The 26,144-nt window shown below is 67.6% G+C and carries 23 protein-coding genes; 17 read left to right on the forward strand and 6 right to left on the reverse strand.

Translation table 11 applies throughout. From position 1 onward, the window contains the following. Window positions 1-85: 85 nt before the first annotated feature. Complete coding sequence (locus B9Y64_RS11045; RefSeq protein WP_238379878.1) at window positions 86-1,960, forward strand: hypothetical protein; 1,875 nt, start codon at window positions 86-88, stop codon at window positions 1,958-1,960. 46 nt (window positions 1,961-2,006) lie between these two features. Here the strand turns inward: B9Y64_RS11045 and B9Y64_RS11050 are convergent, their stop codons facing one another. Continuing rightward, window positions 2,007-2,960 carry a helix-turn-helix transcriptional regulator gene (locus B9Y64_RS11050; protein ID WP_100440729.1) on the reverse strand — a complete coding sequence of 318 codons (954 nt, stop codon included), beginning with the start codon at window positions 2,958-2,960 and terminating at the stop codon, window positions 2,007-2,009. 394 nt (window positions 2,961-3,354) lie between these two features. On the opposite strand from B9Y64_RS11050, the gene B9Y64_RS11055 reads away from it, so the two are divergent. The 7 genes from B9Y64_RS11055 (at window position 3,355) to B9Y64_RS11085 (ending at window position 11,253) form a co-directional block, all read left to right on the forward strand. After that, window positions 3,355-4,137: an SDR family NAD(P)-dependent oxidoreductase gene (locus B9Y64_RS11055; RefSeq protein WP_100440730.1), complete on the forward strand. Its 783-nt coding sequence runs from the start codon at window positions 3,355-3,357 to the stop codon at window positions 4,135-4,137. A 75-nt stretch (window positions 4,138-4,212) separates the two neighbouring features. Then, on the forward strand, window positions 4,213-4,665 hold the full coding sequence (locus tag B9Y64_RS11060) for an MgtC/SapB family protein (RefSeq protein WP_100440731.1): 453 nt from the start codon (window positions 4,213-4,215) through the stop codon (window positions 4,663-4,665). A 218-nt stretch (window positions 4,666-4,883) separates the two neighbouring features. Then, window positions 4,884-6,542 (forward strand): L-lactate permease, encoded by a 1,659-nt coding sequence (gene lldP, locus B9Y64_RS11065; protein WP_100440732.1) that lies wholly within the window; start codon window positions 4,884-4,886, stop codon window positions 6,540-6,542. A 53-nt stretch (window positions 6,543-6,595) separates the two neighbouring features. Next, window positions 6,596-7,360, forward strand: a complete 765-nt coding sequence (lldR, locus tag B9Y64_RS11070) for a transcriptional regulator LldR (protein WP_012480578.1) — start codon at window positions 6,596-6,598, stop codon at window positions 7,358-7,360. Between the two features lie 4 nt (window positions 7,361-7,364). Continuing rightward, window positions 7,365-8,504, forward strand: a complete 1,140-nt coding sequence (lldD, locus tag B9Y64_RS11075; RefSeq protein WP_100440733.1) for an FMN-dependent L-lactate dehydrogenase LldD — start codon at window positions 7,365-7,367, stop codon at window positions 8,502-8,504. Continuing rightward, complete coding sequence (gene dld / locus B9Y64_RS11080; RefSeq protein ID WP_100440734.1) at window positions 8,501-10,207, forward strand: D-lactate dehydrogenase; 1,707 nt, start codon at window positions 8,501-8,503, stop codon at window positions 10,205-10,207. The genes lldD and dld overlap by 4 nt, the downstream gene beginning before the upstream one ends. 161 nt (window positions 10,208-10,368) lie before the next feature. Beyond that, a complete protein-coding gene (locus tag B9Y64_RS11085) occupies window positions 10,369-11,253 on the forward strand; it encodes a hypothetical protein (protein WP_100440735.1) in 885 nt (294 codons plus the stop codon). A gap of 47 nt (window positions 11,254-11,300) precedes the next feature. On the opposite strand, the gene B9Y64_RS11090 is transcribed toward B9Y64_RS11085, so the two are convergent. Then, on the reverse strand, window positions 11,301-11,597 hold the full coding sequence (locus B9Y64_RS11090) for a hypothetical protein (protein WP_100440736.1): 297 nt from the start codon (window positions 11,595-11,597) through the stop codon (window positions 11,301-11,303). 171 nt (window positions 11,598-11,768) lie between these two features. Here B9Y64_RS11090 and B9Y64_RS11095 point away from each other — a divergent pair, with 171 nt between their 5' ends. Together B9Y64_RS11095 and B9Y64_RS11100 are read left to right on the forward strand one after the other, a co-directional pair. Then, window positions 11,769-12,428, forward strand: coding sequence for a decarboxylase (locus B9Y64_RS11095; RefSeq protein ID WP_100440737.1), 660 nt, complete (start codon window positions 11,769-11,771; stop codon window positions 12,426-12,428). 67 nt (window positions 12,429-12,495) lie between these two features. After that, complete coding sequence (locus B9Y64_RS11100; RefSeq protein ID WP_100440952.1) at window positions 12,496-13,275, forward strand: CDP-diacylglycerol diphosphatase; 780 nt, start codon at window positions 12,496-12,498, stop codon at window positions 13,273-13,275. Here B9Y64_RS11100 and B9Y64_RS11105 read toward each other — a convergent pair. Then, entirely contained in the window at window positions 13,272-13,907 is a 636-nt protein-coding gene (locus B9Y64_RS11105) for a GNAT family N-acetyltransferase (RefSeq protein ID WP_100440738.1), read from the reverse strand. The genes B9Y64_RS11100 and B9Y64_RS11105 overlap by 4 nt on opposite strands. A gap of 180 nt (window positions 13,908-14,087) precedes the next feature. On the opposite strand from B9Y64_RS11105, the gene B9Y64_RS11110 reads away from it, so the two are divergent. Further along, window positions 14,088-16,814, forward strand: a complete 2,727-nt coding sequence (locus B9Y64_RS11110) for a TonB-dependent receptor plug domain-containing protein (protein ID WP_100440739.1) — start codon at window positions 14,088-14,090, stop codon at window positions 16,812-16,814. Window positions 16,815-16,894: 80 nt separating this feature from the next. Here the strand turns inward: B9Y64_RS11110 and B9Y64_RS11115 are convergent, their stop codons facing one another. Continuing rightward, window positions 16,895-17,539, reverse strand: a complete 645-nt coding sequence (locus B9Y64_RS11115) for a hypothetical protein (RefSeq protein WP_100440740.1) — start codon at window positions 17,537-17,539, stop codon at window positions 16,895-16,897. Window positions 17,540-17,725: 186 nt separating this feature from the next. Between B9Y64_RS11115 and B9Y64_RS11120 the strand changes: the two genes are divergently transcribed. Continuing rightward, the gene (locus B9Y64_RS11120; RefSeq protein WP_100440741.1) at window positions 17,726-18,886 is read left to right on the forward strand and encodes an amidohydrolase family protein; all 1,161 of its coding nucleotides are present in this window, start codon (window positions 17,726-17,728) and stop codon (window positions 18,884-18,886) included. Between the two features lie 49 nt (window positions 18,887-18,935). Here the strand turns inward: B9Y64_RS11120 and B9Y64_RS11125 are convergent, their stop codons facing one another. Beyond that, window positions 18,936-19,373, reverse strand: a complete 438-nt coding sequence (locus tag B9Y64_RS11125; protein ID WP_100440742.1) for a DUF3806 domain-containing protein — start codon at window positions 19,371-19,373, stop codon at window positions 18,936-18,938. Window positions 19,374-19,589: 216 nt separating this feature from the next. Next, window positions 19,590-20,471, reverse strand: coding sequence for a LysR substrate-binding domain-containing protein (locus B9Y64_RS11130; RefSeq protein ID WP_100440743.1), 882 nt, complete (start codon window positions 20,469-20,471; stop codon window positions 19,590-19,592). A 122-nt stretch (window positions 20,472-20,593) separates the two neighbouring features. Between B9Y64_RS11130 and B9Y64_RS11135 the strand changes: the two genes are divergently transcribed. From B9Y64_RS11135 to B9Y64_RS11155, 5 genes are all read left to right on the forward strand, one after another. Continuing rightward, complete coding sequence (locus tag B9Y64_RS11135; RefSeq protein ID WP_100440744.1) at window positions 20,594-21,295, forward strand: ankyrin repeat domain-containing protein; 702 nt, start codon at window positions 20,594-20,596, stop codon at window positions 21,293-21,295. 51 nt (window positions 21,296-21,346) lie between these two features. Further along, window positions 21,347-22,804: an amidohydrolase family protein gene (locus tag B9Y64_RS11140; protein ID WP_100440745.1), complete on the forward strand. Its 1,458-nt coding sequence runs from the start codon at window positions 21,347-21,349 to the stop codon at window positions 22,802-22,804. A gap of 132 nt (window positions 22,805-22,936) precedes the next feature. Next, entirely contained in the window at window positions 22,937-23,992 is a 1,056-nt protein-coding gene (locus B9Y64_RS11145; RefSeq protein WP_238379880.1) for a histidine kinase, read from the forward strand. Further along, window positions 23,989-24,720, forward strand: coding sequence for a LytR/AlgR family response regulator transcription factor (locus tag B9Y64_RS11150; protein WP_100440747.1), 732 nt, complete (start codon window positions 23,989-23,991; stop codon window positions 24,718-24,720). Before B9Y64_RS11145 ends, B9Y64_RS11150 begins: the two co-directional genes overlap by 4 nt. A 151-nt stretch (window positions 24,721-24,871) precedes the next feature. Then, window positions 24,872-26,140, forward strand: a complete 1,269-nt coding sequence (locus tag B9Y64_RS11155; protein ID WP_238379881.1) for an acyl-CoA thioesterase/bile acid-CoA:amino acid N-acyltransferase family protein — start codon at window positions 24,872-24,874, stop codon at window positions 26,138-26,140. Window positions 26,141-26,144 lie beyond the last annotated feature (4 nt).

Here is a 26,144-nt window from a genome sequence, read left to right on the forward strand (position 1 = left end):
TGCGGCCCGCACTGTGGGCCGCGGTTGCATTGCATCGGCCAGCGTCATCGCATAGCGTGCACCCCTGCCTTGGAGGGTGTGCACGATGAAAGGGATGTTGTTCTGCTGCGCGATGCTGGCGGCAGCACCGGCGATGGCCGCTACGGGGGCGTTCGCGCCCCGCCTTGAAGGGTTCGAGGGCAACGCCCTGATCAGTGCGGAGGGTCGCCTGCGGGTGGCTCCCGGCGCTGCGAATCTCACCCCGCTGGGGCCGGATCGCTGGTACCGCAGCGATTGGTACAGGCAGTCAGCCAGCGGCCAGGCGCCGCGCTCGCAGTGGTTCGATGACGAAGGCCGCCTGCTGCATGAATCTGCCGGTCGCATCCGCTATGGCGACCGCCTGCAAGGCAGCGACACGCTCTGGCATGTCGAGATGCGCGATGCACAGGAGCGCTACCTCGGTACCGGTCTGGCCGATGCGCAGGGCAAGCTGCATTTCAAGCCCACCCGCGAGGCCGGTGAATGGAACCTGCTGTCTCCGGATCGGATCGTCTGGCAGGGCCGCGATGGTGGCACCCGGTTCTTCAGCCTGGACGGCCGCGAGGTCCTGCGCATCGACGCGCCGGAGTTCTGGGTGGGGGGACCGTTCGCCGGCCGGCGCGCCTATGTGATCTGTGCTGACCATGAGATGGGGACCTGCCGTGTGCAGGACGAAACGGGTTCCGTACTGCTGAGTGGCGACTTCGACGAAGCGCGGCCTGCGGGTGACAGCGGCTGGTGGTTGCGCCGGCGCGACACGTGGATGCGTACCGATGCTGCAGGCGCGCGTGTCGACCACGCGCTGTATCAAGGTGCAGCGCTGTGGCCGCACTACCGCAGCAGCGCCAGCACCGACGAAACCGCAAGCGCCCCGCTGGAGGCACGCCGGCATGCCAACGGTCTGGACAGTGATACACCCGAACGCGGATGGCTGCTGGAGGATGGACGCTTCGTCGTACTGCCCGTGCCAGCCAGCGGCGCGGTGGAGGACTACTGCCCCGGGCGCTGGCTGCTGCGCGGTGAGGACGGGAATGACGTGATCGTCGACGCGCAGGCCCAGGTGACCGGCAAGGTGCAGTCGCTGGGCTTCCATACGCATCCCACCTTCCCCTGGCGGCTCCGCATTGCCCATGGCGGTGCCAGCGCTGCCATCCTGGATTGTGATGGCAAGGTGCTGTTTGAACAGGCCGGCGTGACCGGCTATCGCGCGGCCGAGGCCGGCGTGATGGGAACGCTGGCGGGTGAGGAAAGCCCGCGGCTATGGATCGATGCCGAACTGAAGCCGCACCTGATGCCGCAGGGTCTGCGGCTGCGCGAGGAGTACATCGCACCGCCGTTGCTGGTGCTGGATGACGTGGAGGGGAACTCGCATCTCTACAACTCCGCACTGGGGCGCCTGGTGGCGCCGGCATTCGGGTCGGTCGAGGCGCTTGCGGCCAGCTACCTGATCTTCCTGCGCGACGGCCGCTACGGAATGATGCTGGCCGATGGCCGCGAGGTGCTGCCGCCGGTCCATGCACAGATCCTGCCGCTGTCGAACGAGCGCGTCTGGACACGAGAGGATGTCGGGCACGATGGGGCGTGGAAGACGCGGGTCGCGCTGCTGGATGGCGAACAGAAGGTGCTGGCACAGCGCACGTTCGCGTCGGGTGGAATGAGCATTGTTGCGGCACAGGAGGGCGGTGACCACGTTCCCGGCATGGTCGAGGTCAGCTTCGAGTACGGCGAAGATGAGGGCCCCGCCTACCGGCTGCGGCAGTGGGTGGATCAGGATGGCCGGGTACGGGCCGCTGCGGTGCAATGCAGGCCGCGGGAAGGCAGGTCGGATGAAGGCGCCGGTGTGCTGCTGGGGCAGGGATGGCGCATTGACAGTGATCCGAAGCACCCCTGCAAGTTGCCGGCAGCGGTGATGCAGGCGCTGCAGGGCAGGGGCCTGGATTAGTGCCTGCAGCGGCGCCGGGCCGGTGCCCGACGCTGCTGGACGGAGTTCACTCCACCTTCGAGGGGCCGGTACGCCAGCGGCTGGGGACCAGGCCGAAGCGCTTGCGGAATGCGGCGGCGAAGTTGCTGGGATGGCGGTAGCCGCTGGCGGCGGCTGCCTGTTCAACCGTCCAGCCGTCCTCGCGCAGGCCCTGTTCGGCGTGGCGCATGCGCTGCTCGTGCAGGTAATCGAACACCGAGCTTCCATACTGCTGGGCAAAATGGCGGCGCAATGAGCTGGGGCTCATGCAGGCCAGCCGGGCCAGCTCGACCAGGCTGTGGGCATGGCTTGGGTCGTCATGCAGGTAGCGGCGCACCCGTTCCAGGCGCTCGCGCTGGCCAGCACGCAGCGTGCGCACCGGGTCGGTCTGCAGGTCCTCGGCCTGCAGGCCGAGGGCCAGCAGCTGCAGTGCCACGCCCTCGCGCCACAGGGCGTCGATGCCGTCCTGCCACGGGCTGTCGAACAACTGTCCCAGCACCGGCAGCATGGCGTGGGGAATGGCCCAGTGGCGGCATTCCAGGTGCGTGCCAAGCGCTTCTTCCAGCTGTGGCATCTGGAAGACGTCTGCATCGATTCCTCCAGGCACGATCACGCTGACCCCGCGCAGGCGGGTTTCGCCGGGGTGCGCGCCGGTCATCTCGATCTGGTCGCGATGGTGGGCGGTCATCGCGGTGCCGGCACGCAAGGTGAATCCTCCGCGTCGCGGGATGCGCACGTCGACCTGGCCCTGCAGCATCACGCGGATGGCGAGCCCCGGACGCTGCTGCGCGGTCGCCACATAGGGGAACCGGTTATGCACGTCGGAGGCGATCAGGCTCATGCCGCCGCGCATGAACTGTTCGTTGACTTCGCCGCGGCCGGCCCACTGGTCGTCGCGCAGGTGTTCCGGATCGGCGCGGTAATCGAAGCCATGGCGTTGGCCGAAACGGCGGTAATCGGCAAAGGTGAAATATCGGGACATCGCTCGGCACGTGCAGTAGGGGAGACGCTGGCGGCCATCGGCCCCTGTGCAACCGCGTCGCGGGCATTCTGGAGGGCCGGCAGGCGCCAGGCTGGATGGAATGTGTCGAATAATCTGGAAACGTTTCCCATTGTCGCTGCGAATCGTCCGCATGGGATTTGAATAGGGTCAAACCGATTGGTCATTACGGCCAAGTTGAAGCGGGTGTGGAACATACGCCAGCGTTTTGGCCCTATATCCGTACTTGATTCCCTACATGAACTTCGGTTGAGGTTTCATTGCTGGAACGATCATCCGCAGACACGCTGTTGGTCTGCTCGTCACAGCCGGCGGCGTAGTGTGGTCGGTTAGCGGCGGTGCGCCGCATCGATACCCCCACCGATGGAGAATGCAGATGATTGATTACCAGTTGACCGGCAAGACCGCGATCGTGACCGGCGGCGTGTCGGGCATCGGCCTGGCCGTGGCGCAGACGCTGGCCGCGTCCGGTGCGCGTATTTCGGTCTGGGACCTGAAGCAGGAAGCGGTGGATGCCACCGTGGCGCAGTTGCGCAGCGCCGGTGCACAGGCCATCGGCATCGCCCTGGACGTCACCGACGATGCGGCGGTGGAGGCGGCGGTGCAGCGCACGATCAAGGAACTCGACGGCCTGCATGTGGCGGTCAACAATGCCGGTATCGGTGGGCCGGCGGCCAGCAGCGGCGACTACCCGATCGATGGCTGGCAGCGCGTGATCGACGTCAACCTCACCAGCGTGTTCCTGTGCCAGCGTGCGCAGATCCAGGCGATGCGGGCAGCCGGTACCGGCGGCAGCATCATCAACATGGCTTCGATCCTGGGCCAGGTGGGCTATGCCGGTTCCACCGCCTATGTGGCGGCCAAGCATGGCGTGGTCGGGCTGACCCAGACCGCCGCGTGGGAACATGCGGCCGACGGTATCCGTGTCAACGCGGTCGGCCCGGGTTTCATCAGCACGCCGCTGCTGGAGAAGATGGACCCGAAGGTGCGCGCCACGCTGGAAGGACGGCACGCGCTGAAGCGGCTGGGTACGGCGGAGGAAGTGGCGGCATTGGTGGCCTGGCTGGCCAGCGACGATGCCTCGTTCGCAACCGGCACCTACTACGCCATCGATGGTGGCTATCTCGCGCAGCGATGCGTTGAACGCAGGACCGGGTGAACGCGCTGTGGCGCGGCCTTCACCTCTGTGCCACGGGTGCCACGCGACGCTCCGGGAAACTCCCGGAGCTTTCCCATGGAACTCAGCCAGGATGTCTCGATCCTGCTGCGCGTAGCCGCAGCGATGCTGTTCGGCGGTGTGCTCGGTGTCGAGCGCGAAATGGGCAAGCATGCCGCCGGCCTGCGCACGCACATGCTGATCGCCGGGGCCGCCGCGCTGATCGTCGGCCTCGGCGACTCGGTGGCCGAACATTTCCAGCAGGAGCGCTACCGCGACCTGCTGCAGGTCGACCCGGTACGCCTGATCGAGGCGGTGGTGGCCTGCGTCGGCTTCGTGGCCGCCGGCACCATCCTGCGCGGCTCACGCGAGGACCAGGTCAGCGGATTGACCACCGCAAGCTCGCTGATCATGGCGGCGGCCATCGGCATCGCCGTAGGCATCGGCAAATACGTGATTGCGATCGGCGTCAGCGTGCTGTGCGTGCTGGTGCTGGCGGTGATGCGGCGGTTGGAGAAACGGATTTCGTAAGGAATGCCGGGTTGCCGGCCAGCGCTACCGTAATCAGCCGCAATGGTCTGACCAAGATTGGGTCTAGCCCTATGGTCTAATAGGCTCGTCGTCGGAGTGGCGGTTAAATCTGCCGCAAGTGGTCTGATCGAAACTATTATTGGTAATACCAATAATCGGCAGTCACGGCGATCCACCGCCTGCGGTGGGGCATCTTCCGCATCCAGTCGAGAGTCTTCATGCAGCCCTGGCAACACCTGTACGACCCCGCCGGCAACCTGTGGTTGTCCAGCCTGATCGCGCTGCTGCCGATCGCGTTCTTCTTCGTTGCCCTGGCCGTGCTGCGCATGAAGGGCTGGCTGGCGGGCACGATCACCGTGGCCATCGCACTCGGCGTGGCCCTGCTGTTCTACCGCATGCCGCTGACCCAGGCGCTGGGCGCGGCCGGCTTCGGCTTCGTCTACGGCCTGTGGCCGATCGCCTGGATCATCATCGGCGCGGTGTTCCTCTACAAGGTCTCGGTCAAGACCGGGCAGTTCGACATCATCCGCGCCTCGATCCTGTCGGTCACCGAGGATCAGCGCCTGCAGATGCTGATGGTCGGCTTCGCGTTTGGTGCCTTCCTGGAAGGCGCGGCCGGCTTCGGTGCGCCGGTGGCGATCACCGCGGCGCTGCTGGTCGGGCTGGGCTTCAAGCCGCTGTATGCCGCTGGCCTGTGCCTGATCGTCAACACCGCGCCGGTGGCCTTCGGCGCGATGGGCATTCCCATCATCGTGGCCGGGCAGGTCACCGGCCTGGACGCCTTCGAAATCGGCCAGATGGCCGGCCGCCAGCTGCCGTTCCTGACCGTGATCGTGCTGTTCTGGATCATGGCGATCATGGATGGCTGGCGCGGCATCAAGGAAACCTGGCCGGCGGTGCTGGTGGCAGGCGGCTCGTTCGCCATCGCGCAGTACCTGACCTCCAACTTCATCGGCCCGGAGCTGCCGGACATCACCGCCTCGCTGGCGTCGCTGGTCTGCCTGACCCTGTTCCTGCGCCGCTGGAAGCCGGTGCGGATCTTCCGCTTCGATACCGAAACCAGCGCCGAGGCGGCCGCACAGGCATTGGAGGCGCCGCGCTACAGCGCCGGCCAGATCGCCAAAGCGTGGTCACCCTTCCTGATCCTCACCGCGATGGTCACGTTGTGGAGCGTCAAGCCGTTCAAGTCGTTGTTCGCGGCAGGCGGCCCGCTGCAAAGCTGGGTGCTGAAGATCCCGGTGCCGGGGCTGGACAAGATGGTGCAGAAGATGCCGCCGATCGTGGACGCGCCGCTCAGCTACGAGGCGATCTACAAATTCGACTGGTTCTCGGCCACCGGCACCTCGATCATCCTCGCCGCGCTGATCGCCATCATCGCGCTGCGCATGCCGGCCCGTTCGGCGCTGCAGACCTTCGGTGAAACCGTGCGTGAGCTGCGCATGCCGATCTACTCGATCGGCATGGTGCTGGCCTTCGCCTTCATTGCCAACTACTCGGGCCTGTCGGCGACGCTGGCGTTGGCATTGGCGCACACCGGCAAGGCCTTCCCGTTCTTCTCGCCGTTCCTGGGCTGGCTGGGCGTGTTCCTGACCGGTTCGGACACCTCGTCCAATGCGCTGTTCTCGGCGCTGCAGGCCACCACCGCGCAGCAGATCGGCGTGTCCGACGTGCTGCTGGTGGCGGCCAACACCACCGGCGGTGTCACCGGCAAGATGATCTCACCGCAGTCGATCGCCATTGCCTGTGCCGCGGTCGGCCTGGCCGGCAAGGAGTCGGACCTGTTCCGTTTCACGGTCAAGCACAGCCTGATCTTCACCACGATGGTCGGCCTGATCACCCTGGCCCAGGCTTACTGGCTGACCTGGATGATTCCCTGAGCCATGTCGCGCGGCCTGACCTCCTGCTGCGCGCTTCGGGCCACAATGGCGCCATGAGCACGCAACGTATTTCGGACAAGGTGGCCGCGCAGCTGCGCGGCCTGGTGCAGGAACAGCGGCTGCAGCCGGGCGATCGGCTGCCGGCCGAGCGCACCCTGGCGGTGCAGCTGGGGGTCTCGCGTACGGCGTTGCGCGAGGCCATCGCGCAGCTGGCCAGCCAGGGCCTGCTGACCGCACGGGTCGGTGGCGGCACCTATGTGGCCGAACCCGCGGCGCGCGCGCGGCAGGCGCTGGATGAACCGCTGGCCCCGTACCTGCCGTTGTTCCAGGGCGACCCGGAGTACCGCTTCGACGTGCTGGAGATCCGCCACGCGCTGGAAGGTGCCACCGCCTGGCACGCCGCGCTGCGTGCCACCGACGAGGACCGCACGCGCATCGCGCAGGCCTTCCAGACCATGATGGACGCGCACGGCAAGGACGACCCCACCGGTGAAGCCGAGGCCGACGCGGCCTTCCACCTGTCCATCGCCGAGGCCTCGCACAATCTGGTGCTGCTGCAGGTGATGCGCGGGCTGTTCGAGCTGCTGCAGACCAACATTTCGCAGAGCCGCGAGAAGCTCTACACCTCGGCGAGGACCTTCTCGCCGTTGTCCGACCAGCACCGCGAGATGATGGACGCGGTGCTGGCCGGTGACCCGGAACGCGCGCGCGCCGCCGCGCATGCCCACCTCGAGTTCGTGCACACCACGCTGCGCACCCTCGATGACAACGAAGCCCGGCGTGCGCGGGCCTCGCGTCTACCTTCCCCACACGGTTGACCCCATGATCATCTCCGCCTCCACCGATTACCGTGCTGCTGCCGAACGCCGGCTGCCGCCGTTCCTGTTCCACTACATCGATGGCGGCGCGTATGCCGAGCACACGCTGAAGCGCAACGTTTCCGACCTGTCCGACATCGCGCTGCGCCAGCGCATCCTGCGCAACATGTCCGACCTGAGCCTGGAAACCGAGCTGTTCGGTGAAAAACTGGCGATGCCGGTGGCGCTGGCACCGGTCGGCCTGACCGGCATGTATGCCCGTCGTGGCGAGGTGCAGGCGGCGCGTGCGGCCGACAGCCGCGGCATCCCGTTCACCCTGTCCACGGTGTCGGTGTGCCCGATCGAGGAAGTGGCACCGGCCATCCAGCGGCCGATGTGGTTCCAGCTGTACGTGCTGCGCGACCGTGGCTTCATGCGCAATGCGCTGGAGCGGGCGCAGGCCGCAGGCGTGACCACGCTGGTGTTCACCGTGGACATGCCGGTGCCGGGCGCGCGCTACCGTGATGCACACTCGGGCATGAGTGGCCCGAACGCCTCGCTGCGCCGCATCGGCCAGGCCATCACGCACCCGCACTGGGCCTGGGACGTGGGCCTGTTCGGCCGCCCGCATGATCTGGGCAACATTTCCACTTACCGCGGCAATCCGACCGGGCTGGAGGACTACATCGGCTGGCTGGGCAGCAACTTCGATCCATCCATTTCCTGGAAGGACCTGGAGTGGATCCGCGAGTTCTGGAAGGGACCGATGGTGATCAAGGGCATCCTCGACCCGGATGACGCGCGCGATGCGGTCAAGTTCGGTGCCGATGGCATCGTGGTCTCCAACCACGGTGGCCGCCAGCTGGATGGCGTGCTGTCCACTGCACGAGCATTGCCGGCCATCGCCGATGCGGTGCAGGGGGACCTGAAGATCCTCGCCGATTCGGGCATCCGTACCGGCCTGGACGTGGTGCGCATGCTGGCGCTGGGTGCCGATACCGTGCTGCTGGGCCGCGCCTTCGTCTATGCGCTGGCCGCGCAGGGTGAGGCCGGCGTGGCCAACCTGCTGGACCTGATCGCCAAGGAAATGCGCGTGGCGATGACGCTGACCGGTGCGCGCCGCATCGCCGACATCGGCCGCGATTCACTGGTCAGCCTGCGATGAGTGGCCATGATGCCGTGCTGGCGCAGTTGCGCGATGCGGTTGGCAGTGGCCATGTACTGACCGGCGACAAGGCCACCCGCCGCTTCCGTCGCGGCTACCGCTTCGGCGACGGCCCGGTGCTGGCGGTGGTGCGCCCGGGTACCTTGCTGGAACTGTGGCACGTGCTGCAGGCCGCGGTGCAGGGCGGGGCCGCGATCATCCTGCAGGCGGCCAATACCGGCCTGACCGGTGGCTCGACCCCGGACGGCAATGACTATGGCCGGCCTGTCGTGCTGGTCAGCACGCTGCGCCTGACCGGCATCCAGCTGTTGAACGATGGCCGCCAGGTGCTGTGCCTGCCCGGTGCGACGCTGGACCGACTGGAGCAGACGCTGGCACCGCTGGGCCGCGAACCGCATTCGGTGATCGGCTCGTCCTGCATCGGCGCCTCGGTGCTGGGCGGCATCTGCAACAACTCCGGTGGTGCGCTGGTGCGCCGCGGCCCGGCCTACACCGAGCTGGCGCTGTATGCGCAGGTCGATGCGCAGGGCCAGCTGCAGCTGGTCAATCATCTGGGCATCGCGCTGGGGGATACGCCCGAGCAGATCCTGCAGCGGTTGCAGGCCGGCGACTACCGCGCCGCTGACGTGGGTGATGGCGACGGCCGCGCTGCATCCGATCCACGCTACGCCGAGGAAGTACGCAGGGTCGATGCCGATACGCCGGCGCGCTTCAACGCCGATCCCAGCCGCCACTTCGAAGCGGCGGGTTCGGCCGGCAAGCTGGCGGTGTTCGCGGTGCGCCTGGACACGTTCGAAAAGGAAGCCGCCGAAGTGTTCTACATCGGCAGCAACCGCACCGACAGCCTCACCGCGATCCGGCGCCAGCTGCTGACCGGCTTCGAGCGCCTGCCGATTGCCGGTGAGTACATCCACCGCGACGCCTATGACATCGGCGAGCGCTACGGCAAGGACAGCTTCCTGCTGATCGACCGCCTGGGCACCGCACGCGTGCCGGCCGCGTTCGCTTTGAAGAGCCGCGTCGACGGTTGGTTCGAGCGGTTGGGCCTGCGTGGAGTGACCGACCGGGTGATGCAGGTGCTGACCGGCCTGCTGCCGTCGCACCTGCCCAAGCGCATGGGGGAGTTCCGCCAGCGTTATGAGCATCACCTGTTGCTGAAGGTCTCCGCGCAGGACGCAGCGGACACCGAGGCCTGGCTGCGCGGATTTTTCGCCGGGCACGAAGGCGATTATTTCCACTGCACGGCGGATGAGGGGCGCAAGGCGTTCCTGCATCGCTTCGCGGTGGCAGGCGCCGCGGTGCGCTACCGCGAAGTGCATCGCGACCAGGTGCAGGACATCGTGGCGCTGGACATTGCCCTGCGCCGCGATGATGCCGACTGGTTCGAGCAGTTGCCGGCGGATATCGATGGGCGCCTGCTGCACAAGCTGTACTACGGTCACTTCCTGTGCCACGTGTTCCATCAGGACTACATCGCGCGCAAGGGCGAAGACCCGATGGCGATCGAGCACGCGATGTGGGCATTGCTGGACCAGCGCGGCGCCGAGTATCCGGCCGAGCACAATGTCGGCCACCTGTACCCGGCCAAGCCGGCATTGGCCGGGTTCTACCGGCAGCTGGACCCGAGCAACACGTTCAACCCGGGAATCGGCCAGACGTCGAAGGCGAAAGGGTGGGGTAGCTGCGACTGCAGCGGGCATTGACGGAGGCGGCGCGGCTTTGCTGCAGAGCTGGGCCCATGTTCGGCTGCCGTCTGTTGGACAGGGCAGTCGAGCATGGCTGGACTCTACAAAGGCGACGCCGAGCAGGCTCTACTCTGGCGGGACAGCGGTTACCATCGGTTTCCCTGCCGCAGGAGCCGCCCATGCATTCCGTTCCCGCCCGCGCCGTCCTGTGCGCTGCATTGCTGGCGACCCCGCTGCTGGTGCTGGCCCAGCCCTCGATCCTGCCGCAGCAGCGTGACGCCGCTGGCAACGTGATGGAGCCGCTGGGGCAGGTGCTGGAACAGGGCGGGCAGGGCGGAGCACGCATGCAGCACTGCACCCTCGATCGTGCCTGGTGCGTGCGTGTGCAGCCGGTGGCCGAGGACGGCGATCGGCCGACCATGCTGGAAGTCTCTGAACGGTTGGCCGGTGAAAGAGAGCCGCACGTCTACCACGTCAGCATCGACGTGCCGCAGGAAAGCGAGCTGTCGCTGTGGCCCTGGATCGTGCGCCTGGCGCCGGGTGTGGGCAGCGATGAAACAGTGAGCGACCCGCAGCAGCGCGCGCGCCAGAACGTGCTGGTCGGCGGCATCGTCAGATTCAGCACGATGTACTCCGGCGGTGGGGCCGACGCGTCCACGCTGCAGCTGGCGCGCGTGCGTCACCTGCAGGACGACATCCAGGTGGACGACGACGTGCTGACCCTGCCATGGCTGGGCAACGCGATGATCCGCGCCTGCTTCAGCGAGCAGGACATGAAGCAGCGCGCAGGCGCCTGCCACGACGAATACGGGTTCTCGGCAAAGCTGGCGCTGGATACGGCGGCCGAGGGCATGCCGGTGCTGCGCTACCAGACGGTGGCGACCCGGTTCCCGGCGGGTGTTTCGCGCTTCGAGGATTCGCTGGCCAAGGGCCCGCTGAAGAAGAAGGACCTGCGCACCGAGCAGGACCCGGCGTGCAGCTATTCGCGATTGTTCCGCTTCAGCGATGGGGTATTCCACCCCGACCAGGCGCTGCCGGACTGCGCGGGGTACACCGAACCCTGAACCGCAGGGCCGGGCCCTGCCCGGCGCTGCAGGAACCTCCGTGGCGCTTATTCGCAGCGCGTGGACGTGATGATGTTGTCCTTGTCCACGTATACACGCAGGCGATCCTGGCGGATGTCCCGGGTGGTGATGGTGCTGGGGCCGATCGGGTTGACCAGGCCGGCGCCGCTCTCGCTGGACAGGCGGCGGATGTTGGCTTCGTTGGCCGGCTGGCCGATCGCCCAGCCCAGCTGGCTGGCGTCGCAGTGGCCGGTGCCCTTGACCTGGGGGCCAGGGGTGCTGACGCAGGCCGACAGCAGCAGGGCCGACGCAGGCAGCAACAGGGACAGACGGAAGGCGGACATGCGAGCGCTCCTGCGCAGGGGAAGATGGGCGGAACGATAGCACCCGGCGCGCGAAAGGCGTCAGCGTCCCGGTCATTGCCGGCACAGCGTGGTCATTGCATAGTGGCAGGGATGACTGGCAGCACGCCAGCGGGCAGGCCGGGCCATTCCGGCGCAGGTGTTGGATACGGTATGACGGCAGGCAGTTTCCGCGACAAGAGCAGGGCGATGACGGTACTGGCGCTGTCGCTGCTGGGCGTGGCGTTTGCCGCCTCCGCCGCCGAGCCGGTGCCGGCCGCCGCCGCGGAAACGCCGGTGTTCGGCGCCTGGCGCAACCTGCAGACCGAGGCCGGCTACGCGCCTGCACAGCGCAACCTGGCTTTCGCGATGTTGCCGCAGGCCGCCACCCGCGGCGATCGATTCGCCATCGTCGACCGTGAGGGCAAGCGCGCGGTGTGCTGCCTGCAGGTGGCCAGCCCGTCGCTGGGCGTGGCCGCACTGCGCGAGCAGTACCATCTGCCGCAGGCCTGGGTGACCGACCTGAGCAATGGCCGCAGCCCGGCGCGTCCTTACCTGCCGCACGTCTATGCGATGCAGCGGGTGGACGAACTGGCCGACTATGGCTTCGCCGATGTGCCGGGGGCCTACAGCGACCTGGGTGGGTTGCTGGTTCCCGAAGGTGCCGCGCTGGAGGCCGATGGCAGTGCCGTGCGCGTGGGCGATGAGCGTTATCCCCTGCATTTCCAGCGCCAGCCGCACGCCGATGACGATGGTGCGCTGGACCGCTACACCCTGCAGGCGGGCGAGGGCGTGGCGCCGATCGTGGTTGAAGTGCCGTTCGGCACCTACTGATTGCAGCATTGCACTGGCTAGAATGCAGCGCGGCGCCGTCTGCCGTGCCTGTTCCGTGAGTCCCGCCGTGTCCCTGCGTCCCTTGCTGCTGTCGCCCCTGCTGCTGTTGTCCGCCTGTGCCAGCGCGCCGCCTCCGCCGCCAGCCCATTCCGATGCGCTGTGGCGCCTGATCGAGCGTGACTGCCAGGCGGCGGAAGGCCCGCGTGGCAGCTGCCTGCGGGTGGAGACGGCGGCCGACCGTCGCGACGTGCTGGTCAAGGATGCGCATGGTGACTACCAGTTCCTGCTGATGCCGCTGGACAAGGTCAGTGGCATCGAGAGCCACGGCCTGTACCAGCGCGGGGCGCCCAACTATTTTGCAGCTGCCTGGCGGGCACGCGGGCATACCGAACAGGCCCTGGGCCAACCATTGCCGCGCAACGTGGCCAGCCTGGCGCTGAATTCACCGCATGGCCGTTCGCAGCACCAGCTGCATATCCATGTCGATTGCCTGCGCGCGGACGTGCTGCAGGCGCTGGACGCACATGCCAGCGCGCTCGGCCCGCACTGGTCAGCGCTGCCGGTACCGCTGCGCGGGCATCAGTACCATGCCTATCTGCTGCCTGGTGCAGAACTGACCGCCAATCCGCTCAACCTGCTGGCCTATGGCCTGAGCGGCGTGGGCGATGTGGGCCAGTGGAGCCTGGTGGTGGCCGGTCGCGATGACGTGCAGGGTGGCCCCGGCTTCCTCCTGCTGGCCACCCGCGTGGATGCCGCCAGCGGCAACGATGCCAGTGGCGAGGAACTGCAGGATCACGCCTGCACGGTCCTGACCGGTGCTGGTGCGGCGCTGGAACGGGTGCGCTAGCCGATCCGCCGCTGGCAGCTGCGCCATGCCGGCTCGGTAAGCGCCAGCAGCTGGCGGTCATGCCATCCCTCCGCATCCAGATGATGGTCGCGCAGAATGCCTTCGCGACTGAAGCCGTGCACCTGCAGTGCTTTGGCGAACGGGGTGGTGCAGCCCGGCGGCAGCAGCACGTAGATGCGGTGCAGGCCGACATCGTCGAACAGGAACGGGCACAGTGCGCTTAGCGCCCCCTGCGCATGCGCGGTCCGGTGCTGCAGCGACTGCAGTTCGGCGCAGCGCGAATGCAGCGACTGCAGGCGTATATGCAGCTGGTCGTGCAGGATGCCCTGCGCGTCGTCGAACACGCCCAGCACCAGCAGATCGTTGTCCTGCTGAAGGCGTGAACGATGGACGCTGGCGAGGAAGCGCGCCTCTTCATCGATGCCGTAGGGATGTCGCTGGCCGCGCTGGCGGCGGTCGTCGAAGGTGCGCCAGCGCGGCAGATCGGTGCGCTGGAACGAACGCAGGGTGATCGGCGAGGCGTGAAGGTGCAGCAGGTGGCGGCGCAGGACGGGGCGCAGTGGGGCGAGAGGGATGGAAGGGGCGCGGTTGGTCATCCACGCACGATGCGCACCAGGAATGCGCCGGGCCATGCAATTCATTGCAAAAGCGCGGCGGTGCCCTGGAGCCGTCTGATTCGGTTCAGGCATAAGCCCATCAGGGCTGGTCATTTCCGTTGAAACCACCCATTCAGGACACTTTCGTTACGGGATCGTTATGTGCCGCACAGGCCACGCATCGCCGTACCACCCGCCCACTCCCCCAGGAAGCCCATGTCCGCCTCCCACAAGGCGTTGCGCCCGCGTCCGCTGGTGCTCGCGCTGTCGTCCCTGATGCTGGTCTCGCTGCCGGCCTTCGCGCAGGAAAGCGCACCCACCACATTGCAGGAAGTGAAGGTCACCGGCTCGCGCATTCCACGTGCCAGTGTCGAGGGACCCTCGCCGGTGACGGTGATCAGCCGTGAGCAGATCGACGCGCAGGGCTACCGCAATGCCTTCGACGCCCTCAGTGCGCTGACCGAGAACACCGGCAACGTGCAGGGCGAGGACTTCGGCAATACCTTCACGCCGGCCGCCAATACCATCAATCTGCGTGGGCTGGGCCCGAACCGCACGCTGGTGCTGGTCAACGGCCGTCGCCAGGCGGACTACCCGCTGGCCTACGAAGGTTCGGTGAACGTGGTCAACCTGGCCAACATTCCCAGCGCACTGATCGAGCGCATCGAAGTGCTGGCCGCCGGTGCGTCGGCGGTGTACGGCTCCGATGCCATTGCCGGTGTGGTCAACATCATCCTCAAGGACCGCTTCGACGGCGTGGACGTGAACGTGCGTGCCGGTGGCACCCAGCAGGGTGGCGGTGACAACCAGCGCGTGCAGGTGGTCGGTGGCACGTCCGGCGAACGCTGGGAGGGCCTGTTCGGCTTCGAGTTCGATGTGCGCAAGGCGATCCACGCGCGCCAACGCGACTTCATGGATTCACTGGACGATGATCCGGCCGGCAAGGCGCCGCAGGCAACGGCGATCGCCTATCGGCGCAACGCAGCCACCGGGCGCAACATCGATCCGGGGATCAATGGCTGCGACGCCACGTCCGGTATCTACGGTGGCAGCGTATTCCGTGCGAACAACCCGCGCCTGGGAGCGTACTGCGGCAGCAACGAGGCGGCCGCCAGCTACTGGACCGTGCAGACCGAGAAGCGCAACCTCAACGGCTATGGCCTGCTGACCTTCCACCTGGACGAGCACACCGACCTGTTTGCCGACCTGGCGGTGGGCAGCGCACGCATCAGCAACAACACCCGCGCCCCGACCTGGACGTCCTCGCGCAACTACTTCTACAACCAGAACACCGGCAATCTGGAGAGCTGGTACCGCCGGTTCGCGCCGGAAGAAATCGGTGGCCTGCCGCGCAATGCCAATCGGTTCCTGGAGAATTCGTGGTCGTTCAACGTCGGCGCGCGCGGCCAGCTTGGCGACAGCGGCTGGGATTACGAAGCGGTCTACAGCCGGTCGCGCTACGAGAACCGCACCCGCCGCCCGGTGCTGCTGGCAGGCATCAACGAATACCTGCTCGGCCCGCAGCGGGGCGTGCGCAACGGGGTGGAGGTCTATGCGCCGGATCCGTCGCGCCTGTTCCAGCCACTGACGCCTGAGGAGTACGGCCGCCTGTCCGGCTACCAGGAAAGCCGCAACGCGGCGTGGCTGCAGACCTTCAGCGCCAGCGTCAATGGCCGCCTGTTCGCGCTGCCAGGGGGCGATGCCGCGCTGGCGGCAGTGGTCGAGGCCGGCAGCCAGGGCTACCGCAACCGCCCGGACCCGCGCCTGGGCAGCGGCGAGTTCTGGAACACCAGCGCCGGTATCGGTGCCGGCGGTGATCGTGACCGCTATGCGGCCGGCGTGGAGCTGCAGTTGCCGTTGCTGCACTCGCTGACCACCACGCTGGCGGGCCGCTATGACCAGTACCGCGCGGGCGGCGAGCACATCGGCAAGGCGACCTGGAGCTTCGGCGTCGAGTTCCGCCCGATCGAGAGCCTGCTGATCCGTGGCTCTGCCGCGACCAGCTTCCGTGCGCCGGACATGAACTACGTGTTCGCCACCGAGACCCGTGGCTACAACCCGGGCATGACCGACTACTGGCGCTGCCGCACCGCAGGCCAGTCGTACGACAACTGCGACTACAACGGCCTGTCGATCGACTACAGCAACCGTGCCAACGCGCAGCTGCAGCCGGAAACGGCCAAGTCCTATGGTTTCGGCGTGGTCTGGTCGCCGCTGTCCGGGCTGGATTTCAGTGCCGATTACTACGACATCCGCATCGACAACGAGGTCACCAGCCTCGACACCAGCCGCATCCTGCGCGACGAGGCCGATTGCCGCCTGGGCCGCACGTTGGGTGGCGAAGCACGCGATATCGGTTCGCCGCTGTGCCAGGACGCGCTGTCGCGGGTGATCCGCAACCCATCCACTGCCACGGTGCAGCCGGACCAGGTGACCCGCGTGCTGATCAATCCGATCAACGCGGCCTCCGAATCGGTGCGCGGGCTGGACCTGAAGGGCAACTGGCGCTTCGATGCCGGCCGCTATGGCCGCTTCACCACGCGCCTGGCCTACACCGTGGTGCTTGAGCACAAGTACCGGCAGTTCTCCGATGATCCGGAGCGCGACATCCGCAACTCGCTGGATGACTACCAGTGGCGCAGCAAGGCCAACGGCAGCATCACCTGGAACCAGGGTGACTGGACCACCACGCTGTATGGCAACCGTTTTGGCTCACTGCCGAAGACCGATGGCAGTGGCCGCATCGCGCCGTACATGACCTACAACGCCAGCGTGTTCCGCCAGTTCGGCGAGAACCTGTCGGTGGGCGTGATCGTCAACAACCTGCGTGACAGCCGCCCGCCGGCGGACAGGAACGGAGGCGGGTGGCCGTTCTATCCGGTCGGCAACTACGACCCGTATGGCCGCCAGTACTGGCTGCAGCTGGACTACCGGTTCCGCTGATCCGGCAGGCAAACAGAAGGCCCGGCAATGCCGGGCCTTCTGTTGTGACGGTATCCGTTGTGATGGCGCGCGCCGGTCGCCTACGGCAGCGCCTGCTGCAGGTATGACTCGATGACGTAGCTGAAAGGCTGCTGCTGGCGGTCGCGCAGCAGGGCGCGTACCTCCAGGATCACCCCGTGGCCGGCTTCGTCGCGTGGTGGCCAGAAGGTCTGGTCGGCCAGTGTCTGGCGCTGGAAGCGGAGCGGGCCGACCACGCGGCCGAAGGGTTCGTCGGTGCTGTCCAGCACCTGGTTCATGGCTGGACTGAGATGGTCCGGCAGGTACCAGTTGTCTGCTTCGGAGAGCACGCGGCTGCCACAGACCAGCTGCACGCGGCGGTAGCGCAGGGCGGTGCCAGGCTGCGTCGTGCCCAGCGCCTGCAGCACGTCGGCCGGGGCAGGCTTGTCCTGGCCGTGCACCCGCACCGCGCGCACCCGCGCCTGTTCGGCCAGGCCCTGTTCGGCGCACCAGTGTTCCAGGGTGGCGGTGGCGCTCTGGCCCGACAGCACGCGCTGGTGCAGCCGTTCGACCAGGGCAGCCGACGCGATGCGCTGCTGGCCAGGCGGTGCCTGCGGCGGCGGGGTGGCGGCCGCATCGGTGGCGGACAGGCTGGCGATCGGGGCAGCAGCCAGCAGGGACGCGGCCTGCCAGCGGCGGAGACGATCGTGGCGGTCGGACGGGCCCATGCGGCATCACAGCGGAAACAGGTGCCTATGGTACCCGTTCAGGCGTGTGCACGGCGTGGCTGCGACCGGCTGTCGCGGGGAGGCATTCATCGTTCTGATGAATGTGTGGCATCCAGATATTTCGTTGGCCGATGGCAGTGCCAGCGCGCAGGATGGCGCCATGATCTGGCTTTCCGGGAGTTTCCGATGACGCTTCACTTCGTCCGTGGTGCGGTTGACCGCGACGGCACGCCGCTGCATTTCCATATCCAGGACGGTCGCATCCGTGGTTTCAACGGCGATGCCACGCCGCGCGAGGGTGCGGAGATCGTCGACTTGCAGGGCTATGCCCTCCTGCCGGGGCTGGTCGACGGCCACATTCATCTGGACAAGAGCTTCGTCGGCGACCGCTGGCACCCGCATCAGCCGGTGAGCAGCCTGCGTGAGCGGCTGGCGGTGGAGAAGGCTGCGCTGGCGGGCGCCGCGCCGATGGTGGACCGCGCCGAGGCCTTGATCCGCCAATGCAGCAGCTTCGGCACGGTGGCCATGCGCTGTCACGTCGATATCGATGGCAGCACCGGCCTGCGTCATCTTGAGGCGGTACGCGAGGCCGCGCTGCGCTGTGCCGACATCATGCGCATCCAGCTGGTGGCGTTCCCGCAGGCCGGGGTGATGTCCTGCCCGGGCACCGCCGCTGTGCTCGAGCAGGCCATTGCAGCGGGCGTGGAGGTGCTGGGTGGCATCGACCCGACCACGCTGGATGGCGATGCCGAAGGCCAGCTCGCGCTGCTGTTCGGCCTGGCTGAGCGCTATGGCGTGCAGTTGGACATCCATCTGCACGAGCCCGGTGAAACCGGGCTGGCGCAGCTGCTGCGCATCGCGGCGCGCACCCGTGCCGCCGGCCTGCAGGGACGCGTTGCCGTCAGTCATGCCTACGCGCTGGGTGAAGTGCCGTTGGCGCGCGCGCTGCAGGTGGGCGAGGCGCTGGCCACGGCCGGTGTGGCGATCATGAGCAACGCGCCGGGCGACCATCCGTTCCCGCCGCTGCGTGCGCTGCATGATGCCGGCGTGCGCGTGTTCTCCGGCAATGACAACATCCGCGACTGCTGGTGGCCGTACGGCAACGGCGATCTGCTGCAGCGGGCGATGCTGCTGGGCTACCGCTCGGGCTTCTACACGGATGCCGACCTGATGCTGGCGCTGGACATGGTCACCACCCATGCCGCGCACGTGATCGGCCTGCCACAGCATGGTATCGCCGAAGGCCTGCCGGCGACCTTCGTCGCGGTGCGCGCCGATCATGGCCCGGCTGCTGTAGCGGCGGTTCCGGTGCAGCGCCGCGTAGTGGTCGACGGCCGTTGGCTGTAGACCCACGACACGCGAACCGATGTAGCGCCGAGCCATGCCCGGCGGCTTTTCAGGCGTAATCGTCGGCGCGGGTGGCGACGAACTCTTCCAGCCACGCCAACAGATGGGCGATGTCGATGACCTCGCCCTGTTCGACGCGCTTGAGCAGCAGGGTGCTGGCGCCGATCTGCAGGCTGCTGTCGGCATAGCGAAGCACCGCGTCGATGCCCCAGGCATCGGTGACCTGCATCCAGGCCAGGCCCGGCACGCGCTGGGCCAGGGTATCGCCGAACGCCACGCCCAGCGCTTCCCAGCCGTCGCAGTCGTCACGATCGATCAGCTCGGCATCGACCACCCGCTGCAGCGTGGTGGCTGTCAATGGCCATTGCACCGGCAACGTCGGGAAGCCGGCGGCCACGCGCGCGGCGATCAGCGAGCGGTGGTGCTGCAGATGGGTCTGCAGGGCCGCGGGCAGGGGATCGAAGCGGGTGGGAATCTCGTCGGACATCGCAGGGCGCCGTGTAGCACGGAAACAGTGGGCACTCTAGCGGCAGAACCGTGATTCCGGTGCGAGAGGCGTGATCAGGTTTCGATGGTCAATGCGCGGGTTTCACGCTTCGGGGGTCAGATCCATTTTCCTGTGGAAAACGGATCTGACCCCGCGCCGGACGGTGTTGCTGTCGAGGGTGCCGGTCAGCGGGCAGCACGACTGCAGTTGCAGTGATCAATCCGGTTCGCGCTGTACCTGCCGCCACAACTCGCTGGCCAGCGCACGCACCGCGTCATCGGCGTCCGCGCGGTGCAGCAGGCCGATCTCGTAGTTGTCGATCACTGGCAGGTCGCGCTCGCCATCGATGACGCGGTGATCGCGGGTAACCGCGCGGCGTGGCAGCAGGCTGATGCCGATGCCGTCCGCCACGGCGCCCTGGATGCCACTCAGTGACGAGCTGGTGAAGGCGATGCGCCAGCGCAGGCCCAGCGCTTCCACGGCATGGATCATCTCGTCGCGGTACAGCCCGCGCGGCGGGAAGGTGACCAGGGGCAGCGGGTCCTGCTGCAGGCAACTGCTGCGCAGGCTGTCGATCCAGTGCATCGGCTCGCGGCGGCAGTGCACCGCCTGGCGGCTGTTGCGGCGCTGCTTGACCAGCACCAGGTCCAGCTCGCCGTGGTCGAAGCCCTGGGCCAGATCGCGGCTGAGCCCGCTGCTGATCTCCAGCTTGACCTGCGGGTGGCGGCGGCTGAAGGCAGCCAGCATGCGCGTGGTCTGCGCGTTGACGAAGTCCTCGGGCACGCCGATGCGAACGGCGGTCTCCACCGTCGCGCCGGCCAGCGCCTGTGCCATTTCCTCGTTCAGGTCGAGCATGCGCCGCGCGTAGCCGAGCAGGGTGTGGCCGGCATCGGTGGGGTGCACGTCGCGGTGGCCGCGTTCGAGCAGGCGATGCCCGGCCAGTTCCTCCAGCCGGCGCACCTTCTGGCTGACCGTGGACTGGGTCGAATGCAGGCGCGTGGCTGCGGTGGTGAAGCTGCCACAGTCGGCCACCATCACCAGCGCCCGCAGCAGGTCCAGTTCGAACAGGGTTCTATTCGATTTGGCACTGTCTTGCATTTGAACATTTCACTTCTGGATACCCGGGCCGACTTCTACCATGCAGGGCAGGGGCCGGCAATGCCCGGCTGTTGCTACCGTCGCCCGTCGTTCCGTGGTGACGGTCATGAGGAGACACCGCCATGCGCTTCCATTGTCCCGTTGGCTGGCCTGCGCCGTTCATGCGCGTGCTGCTGTTGTGCCTGCTGGCCATGGTCACCCCCGCCTGCACCGCCACGTCCAGGGCCGACGTAGACGCGCGACTGCGTGATGCGGCCAGCCGGGGCGACGCCGATGCGGTGCGACAGGCGATCGAGGATGGCGCCATGCTGGAAGCGCGCGATGGCCAGGGCCGCACTGCGCTGCTGCTGGCCACGCAGGGCAACAACGTGGATGCCGCGCGCGAACTGATCGAGGCCGGTGCAGACGTCAATGCCAAGGATGCGTTGCAGGACAGCGCCTATCTGTACGCCGGCGCGCGCGGCCTGGATGAGATCCTGGCGATGACCCTGGCGCACGGCGCCGATCTGCGCAGCACCAACCGCTATGGCGGCACCGCGCTGATTCCGGCCGCCGAGCGCGGCAACGTCGCCACCGTACGTACGCTGCTGCGCGCGGGCGTGGCGGTGGATCATGTCAACCGCCTGCACTGGACCGCGCTGCTGGAAGCGATCCTGCTCGGCGATGGCGGCGCGCGCCACGTGCAGATCGTGCAGCTGCTGCTGGATGCCGGTGCCGACCCGGAGCTGGCCGACGGCGATGGCGTAACGCCGCTGGCACACGCGCGCCAGCGCGGCTATGCCGACATCGAGATCCTGCTGCGCCAGCACGGCGCGGTGCGCTGAACCCCACCCCCTTCCACCCGCACGCTGGCCGTGCCTTCCAGGATGCTGTCCATGTTCCGTTCCCGTCCGTTGTCCCTTGCCATCCTCCTTGCGGTGGCGCCGCTGTCGGCCTCTGCCGCCGAGCGCGCCGACCTGCTGATCCGCAATGCCACCGTGGTCGATGTCGAGCACGCCAGCACTCTGGCCGGGCAGAGCGTGGTGATCCGTGGCGAGGACATCGTCGCCGTCGGTCCGGATGCGCAGCTGCGCAACCAGTGGAGCGCGGCCCGCCAGATCGATGCCAGGGGCAAGTACCTGATTCCGGGCCTGTGGGACATGCATGTGCACTTCGGTGGTGGCCCCGCACTGATCGAAGAGAACAAGGCGCTGCTGCCGCTGTACATCGCGCACGGCATCACCACGGTGCGTGACTGCTCCGGCGATCTGCCCGGGCAGGTGCTGCAGTGGCGCGGTGAGATCGCCAAGGGCACATTGTTCGGCCCGCGCCTGCTCAGTTCCGGCGCGAAGATCGAAGGCATCAAGCCGGTGTGGAAGGGCACGATCGAAGTGGGCAGCGAGGCTGACGTCGACAAGGCGATCGCCCGCCTGCAGCACGACAAGGTCGATTTCGTGAAGATCACCGACAGCACGCTGAAGCCGGAACTGTTCCTGTACTCGGCCAGTGCCGCACGCAAGGCCGGGTTCAAGGCGTCGGGCCACATTCCGATGGCACTGACCGTGGAGCAGGCGGTTGATGCCGGCCTGGCCTCGATCGAGCACCTGGACTACGCGTTCAAGGCCGGCAGCAGGGACGAGGCGCAGATCGCCACCGACTTCGGTGCCGGCCGGATCGACCGTGCCGAAGCCAACCGCCGCCTCGACGCCAGCTTCGACCGCGACACCGCGATGCGCGCCTACCGGGACTTCGCCAGGCGCGGCGTGTTCGTGACCCCGACCCTCAACGGCGGCCGCATCCTCGATTACCTCGATCAGGACGACCACGCCAACGACCCGTACCTGGCCTACATCGGCCCGGGCCTGCGTGCGACCTACCAGTGGCGCGTGGACCGCGCGGCGAAGGCCACGCCGGCCCAGATCGAAGCGCGCCACGCGCAGTACCACCAGGTGGCCGCAGTGCTGCCGATGCTGCAGGAAGCCGGCGTGACGATCATCGCCGGCACCGATGCGGGCTTCCTCAATTCGTTCAACTTCCCGGGCATCGCCCTGCATCAGGAACTGCAGCTGTTCGTGAAGGAGGGCCTGAGCGCACCGCAGGCACTGTCGGCGGCGACCCGGTCCGGCCCGGCCTGGTTCGGCCAGATGGACCGCTACGGTGGCGTTGCGCAGGGCAAGGCCGCGGATCTCGTGTTGCTGACCGCCAACCCGCTGCAGGACATCGCCGCCACCGAAAAGATCGACAGCGTGATCCTGCGTGGCAGCGTGTATGACCGCGCAGCGCTGGACAAGATGCTGGCCGACACCCGGGCCAAGGTCGCAGCGTGGAATGCCGAGGCGGCCAAGGCCGACTGATGGCCCGGGGCCGGATCCCTTTCCTGCGGAGAGGGACTCGACCCCCTCATCGATTGACGCCCTTGCTTCCGGCACGGGAAGGATCGGGCACGGGCACCTAGCATGGTGCCCGTTTCCTGTTCGAGTCCCTGCATGCCTGTATCACCTGTCTGCCTGCTGCCCGCACATGAAGCGCCGCTGTCGCTGCCTCGCCCGCACGGGGTGATGCTGGCGTTGTGGGGCCTGTTGATCGCCACGTCCATTCCCGCGGTACACCTGAGCCAGCAACCGGGTGGCCTGCTGCCTGCGGCGTTGTTCATCCTCGGCGCAGAACTGCCCTGGATGCTGGCGACGCCGCCGCTGTGGGCGGCCTGCCGACGCTGGCCATTGCCGGGACGGCGACACCTGATCGGCTGGTTGTTGCTGTGCCTGCTGCTGACTCCGGCATTGACCGCGCTGGGCTGGGGCCTGGGCCATCTGCTGCTGCAACTGTGGCAGGAACAGCCGCTGCCGCCGCCCGGGCAGGTGGTACGGGCGATCGGCATCACCGCGTTGTTCGCCCTGCCAACGTTCATCGCGGTGGCCGGTACCGGTCATGGCCTGGCCTGGCTGCAGCGACTGAAAGCACAATCGGAGGCCCTGCAGCTCGCCCGCGAAGTGGCCCTGCGCCAACACCTCCAGCATCATTTCCTGTTCAACGCGCTCAATGCCATCGGGGGGCTGGCGCTGCTGCGCCCACTGGCGGCAGACGCAGCCTTGGCGCAGCTGTCCTCGTTGTTGCGCGACACCCTGCAATGCCCGGCGCAACGTTCGCTGGTCGATGAGCTTGGAGCAGCACAGGACTATGTGGCCCTGCAGTCGCTGCTGCATGACGAAGCGCTGCATCTGTGCCTGCAGGCCAGTGCCGAGGCGCTGGACTGGCCGGTGCCGGGGCTGCTGCTGCAGCCGCTGATCGAGAACGCCGTGCTGCATAGCGGCTGGCGGGCAGGGGACCCGCTTCTGCAGATCAAGCTGAAAGCGGAGGTGCGCGGCAGCAGGCTGGAGGTGGCTGTGTTCAACCCCTGCCTGCGTCCTGTGCATGGCGATGGCCTCGGTAGTGGCCTGGACACGCTGCAGCGCCGGTTGGCGATGATCGGCGGCCATCTGCAGTCCGGCCGCATGGACAGCGGCTACAGGGTCTGCCTGCTGCTGCCTGGACGCTTGGCATGACGCGCCCGTTGAGCGTGTTGCTGGTGGATGACGTGGCATTGGCGCGTCACCGCCTGCGTGCGTTGCTGGCGCGTATCCCGCAGGTCCGGGTCGACGCCGAAGCCGCCAGTCTTGATCAGGCACGACAGATGCTGCTGGGGCGGCGCTTCGATCTGTTGCTGCTGGATCTGCTGCTGCCCGATGGCCGCGGTTGGGAGCTGCCGGCGCAGCAGCCATCGCTGGCCGCACACACCGTCTTCGTGACCGCGCTGCCACAGCACGCACTGCATGCCTTTGAACTGGGTGTGGCCGACTACCTGCTCAAGCCGGTGGCGATGCCACGGCTGCAGGAGGCGATCACGCGCGCACGTCGCCTGGCCGGATTGGGCGACGATGGGGAGAGCGACGCCCAGGCGCTGCCCGTGCCCGCTGCGGGCGGAACGCAATACGTACCGTTGGCACAGATCGACTACATCGACATGGCCGGGCACTATGCATGCGTCCACGTCGGGCAGCGCCTGCACCTGCTGCGCGAGCCGATTGCCCGGTTGGCCGAGCGCCTGGCGCCGGCCGGCCTGCTGCGGGTGCATCGCTCGGTGCTGGTCAACCCGCTGCGCGTGCAGTCCATTGTCGAACGCCACAACGGTGATGCACTGCTTGAGCTGGCCGGCGGCGTGCAGGTGCCGGTCAGCCGCAGCTATCGCTCCGCCCTGGCGGCCGCTCTGGAAGCACGCCTGAAACACGGGTGAGGCCAGCGGCGGCACGGTTGGCGCCATCGGCGCCGATGCGTGCGCCATACGCAGGTCCATCCGGTCACCCTCGCTGCTTTGCAGATGAGGGCAGGGCATGCGGATGAGCGGTGGTTGGGGATGGTTGCTGTGCGCGCTGGCACTCCCGGCGATGGCGGACGTCCGCGTTGAGGTTGATGATCAGCACGGACGCGCCGACCGTGTTCCGGTGATCACGGTGGAAGGCCTTGCTGTTGCCGAGGTGGTGCGCCTGCGCCTGTCGATGCAGGACGGCCGTGGACAGCGCTGGCAGTCGGAGGCAGTGCTGCGTGCTGACCTGGGTGGACAGGTCGATACCGCCCGCAGCGGATCGGAGCAGGGCAGCTATCGGGGGATCGATGCGAGCGGGCTGATCTGGTCGATGCAGCCGCAGCTGGGACGCGCCAGTGCATTGCCGCTGCACTGGCGCCGCGCCGAGGATGGCATGGGTTTCCTCCCGCAGACGTTCGAACTGGAAGTGGAGCGGGCCGGTTCGGTCGTTGCCCGGCGTACCCTGCAGCGCCACCTGATGCTGCCGGGCGTGCAGGTGCAGCGGGTCGAGATCGGTGGGCGCGAGGCGCACCTGTACCTGCCACCGGATCTGCGCTCCGGCGCCCGCGCGGCGGCGATGGTGACACTGGGCGGTGCAGAAGGCGGCTTCGAGGGCGGCGACATGTATGCTGCCTGGCTGGCCAGCAACGGCTACGTCGCCTTGTCGATCGCGTGGTATCGCGGGCCGGGCGTACCCAAGGATCTGATTGACGTTCCGTTGGAGACCGTAGGTGAGGCGGTGCACTGGCTTCAACGGCACGCTGCGGTGGATCCGCAGCGGGTGGGGTTGCTGGGCGGTTCATGGGGGGGCATTGCTACCCTGGCCACGGCGGTCCACCTGCCGACACTGCGGGTGGCGGTCTCCTGGGTGGGCAGTCCGGCGCCGTTCCGTGGCATCGCGCGGGATGTCGCCCCTGCCGATTTCCGGGCCGTGGATCGATCGCCGCTGAGCTGGCAGGGCAAACCGCTGCCGTGGTTGCCGTACCGCGACGACGTCGACTGGGGACGTCCAGGACCGCACTGGGCGCCGGCGCTGCAGGCCGCCATGCTGCCGATCGAGAAGATTGCCGCACGCACGCTGTGGGTGGGCGGGGGTGATGACCGCCTCGGTGACTCCGGGGTGTTGATGGCGGTTGCCCAGCGTCGCTTGGCTGAAGCAGGGCGAGGTGATCGCGACCGGTTCCTCTATTACCCCGATGCGGGACACCTGATCACGCCGATTCTGCAGCCGACTACCCATCGCCATGAGGTGGGGCCCTTCATTGAAGTGGGCGGTACTGCTGAAGGCCACGCGCACGCGGACCGTGCGGTGGGGCCGGCTGTGCTGGCGTTCCTGGCCGAAGCGTTGTGAGGGG

The sequence above is a fragment of the Stenotrophomonas maltophilia genome, from assembly GCF_002799245.1.
In the GTDB taxonomy this organism is placed as follows: domain Bacteria; phylum Pseudomonadota; class Gammaproteobacteria; order Xanthomonadales; family Xanthomonadaceae; genus Stenotrophomonas; species Stenotrophomonas maltophilia_S.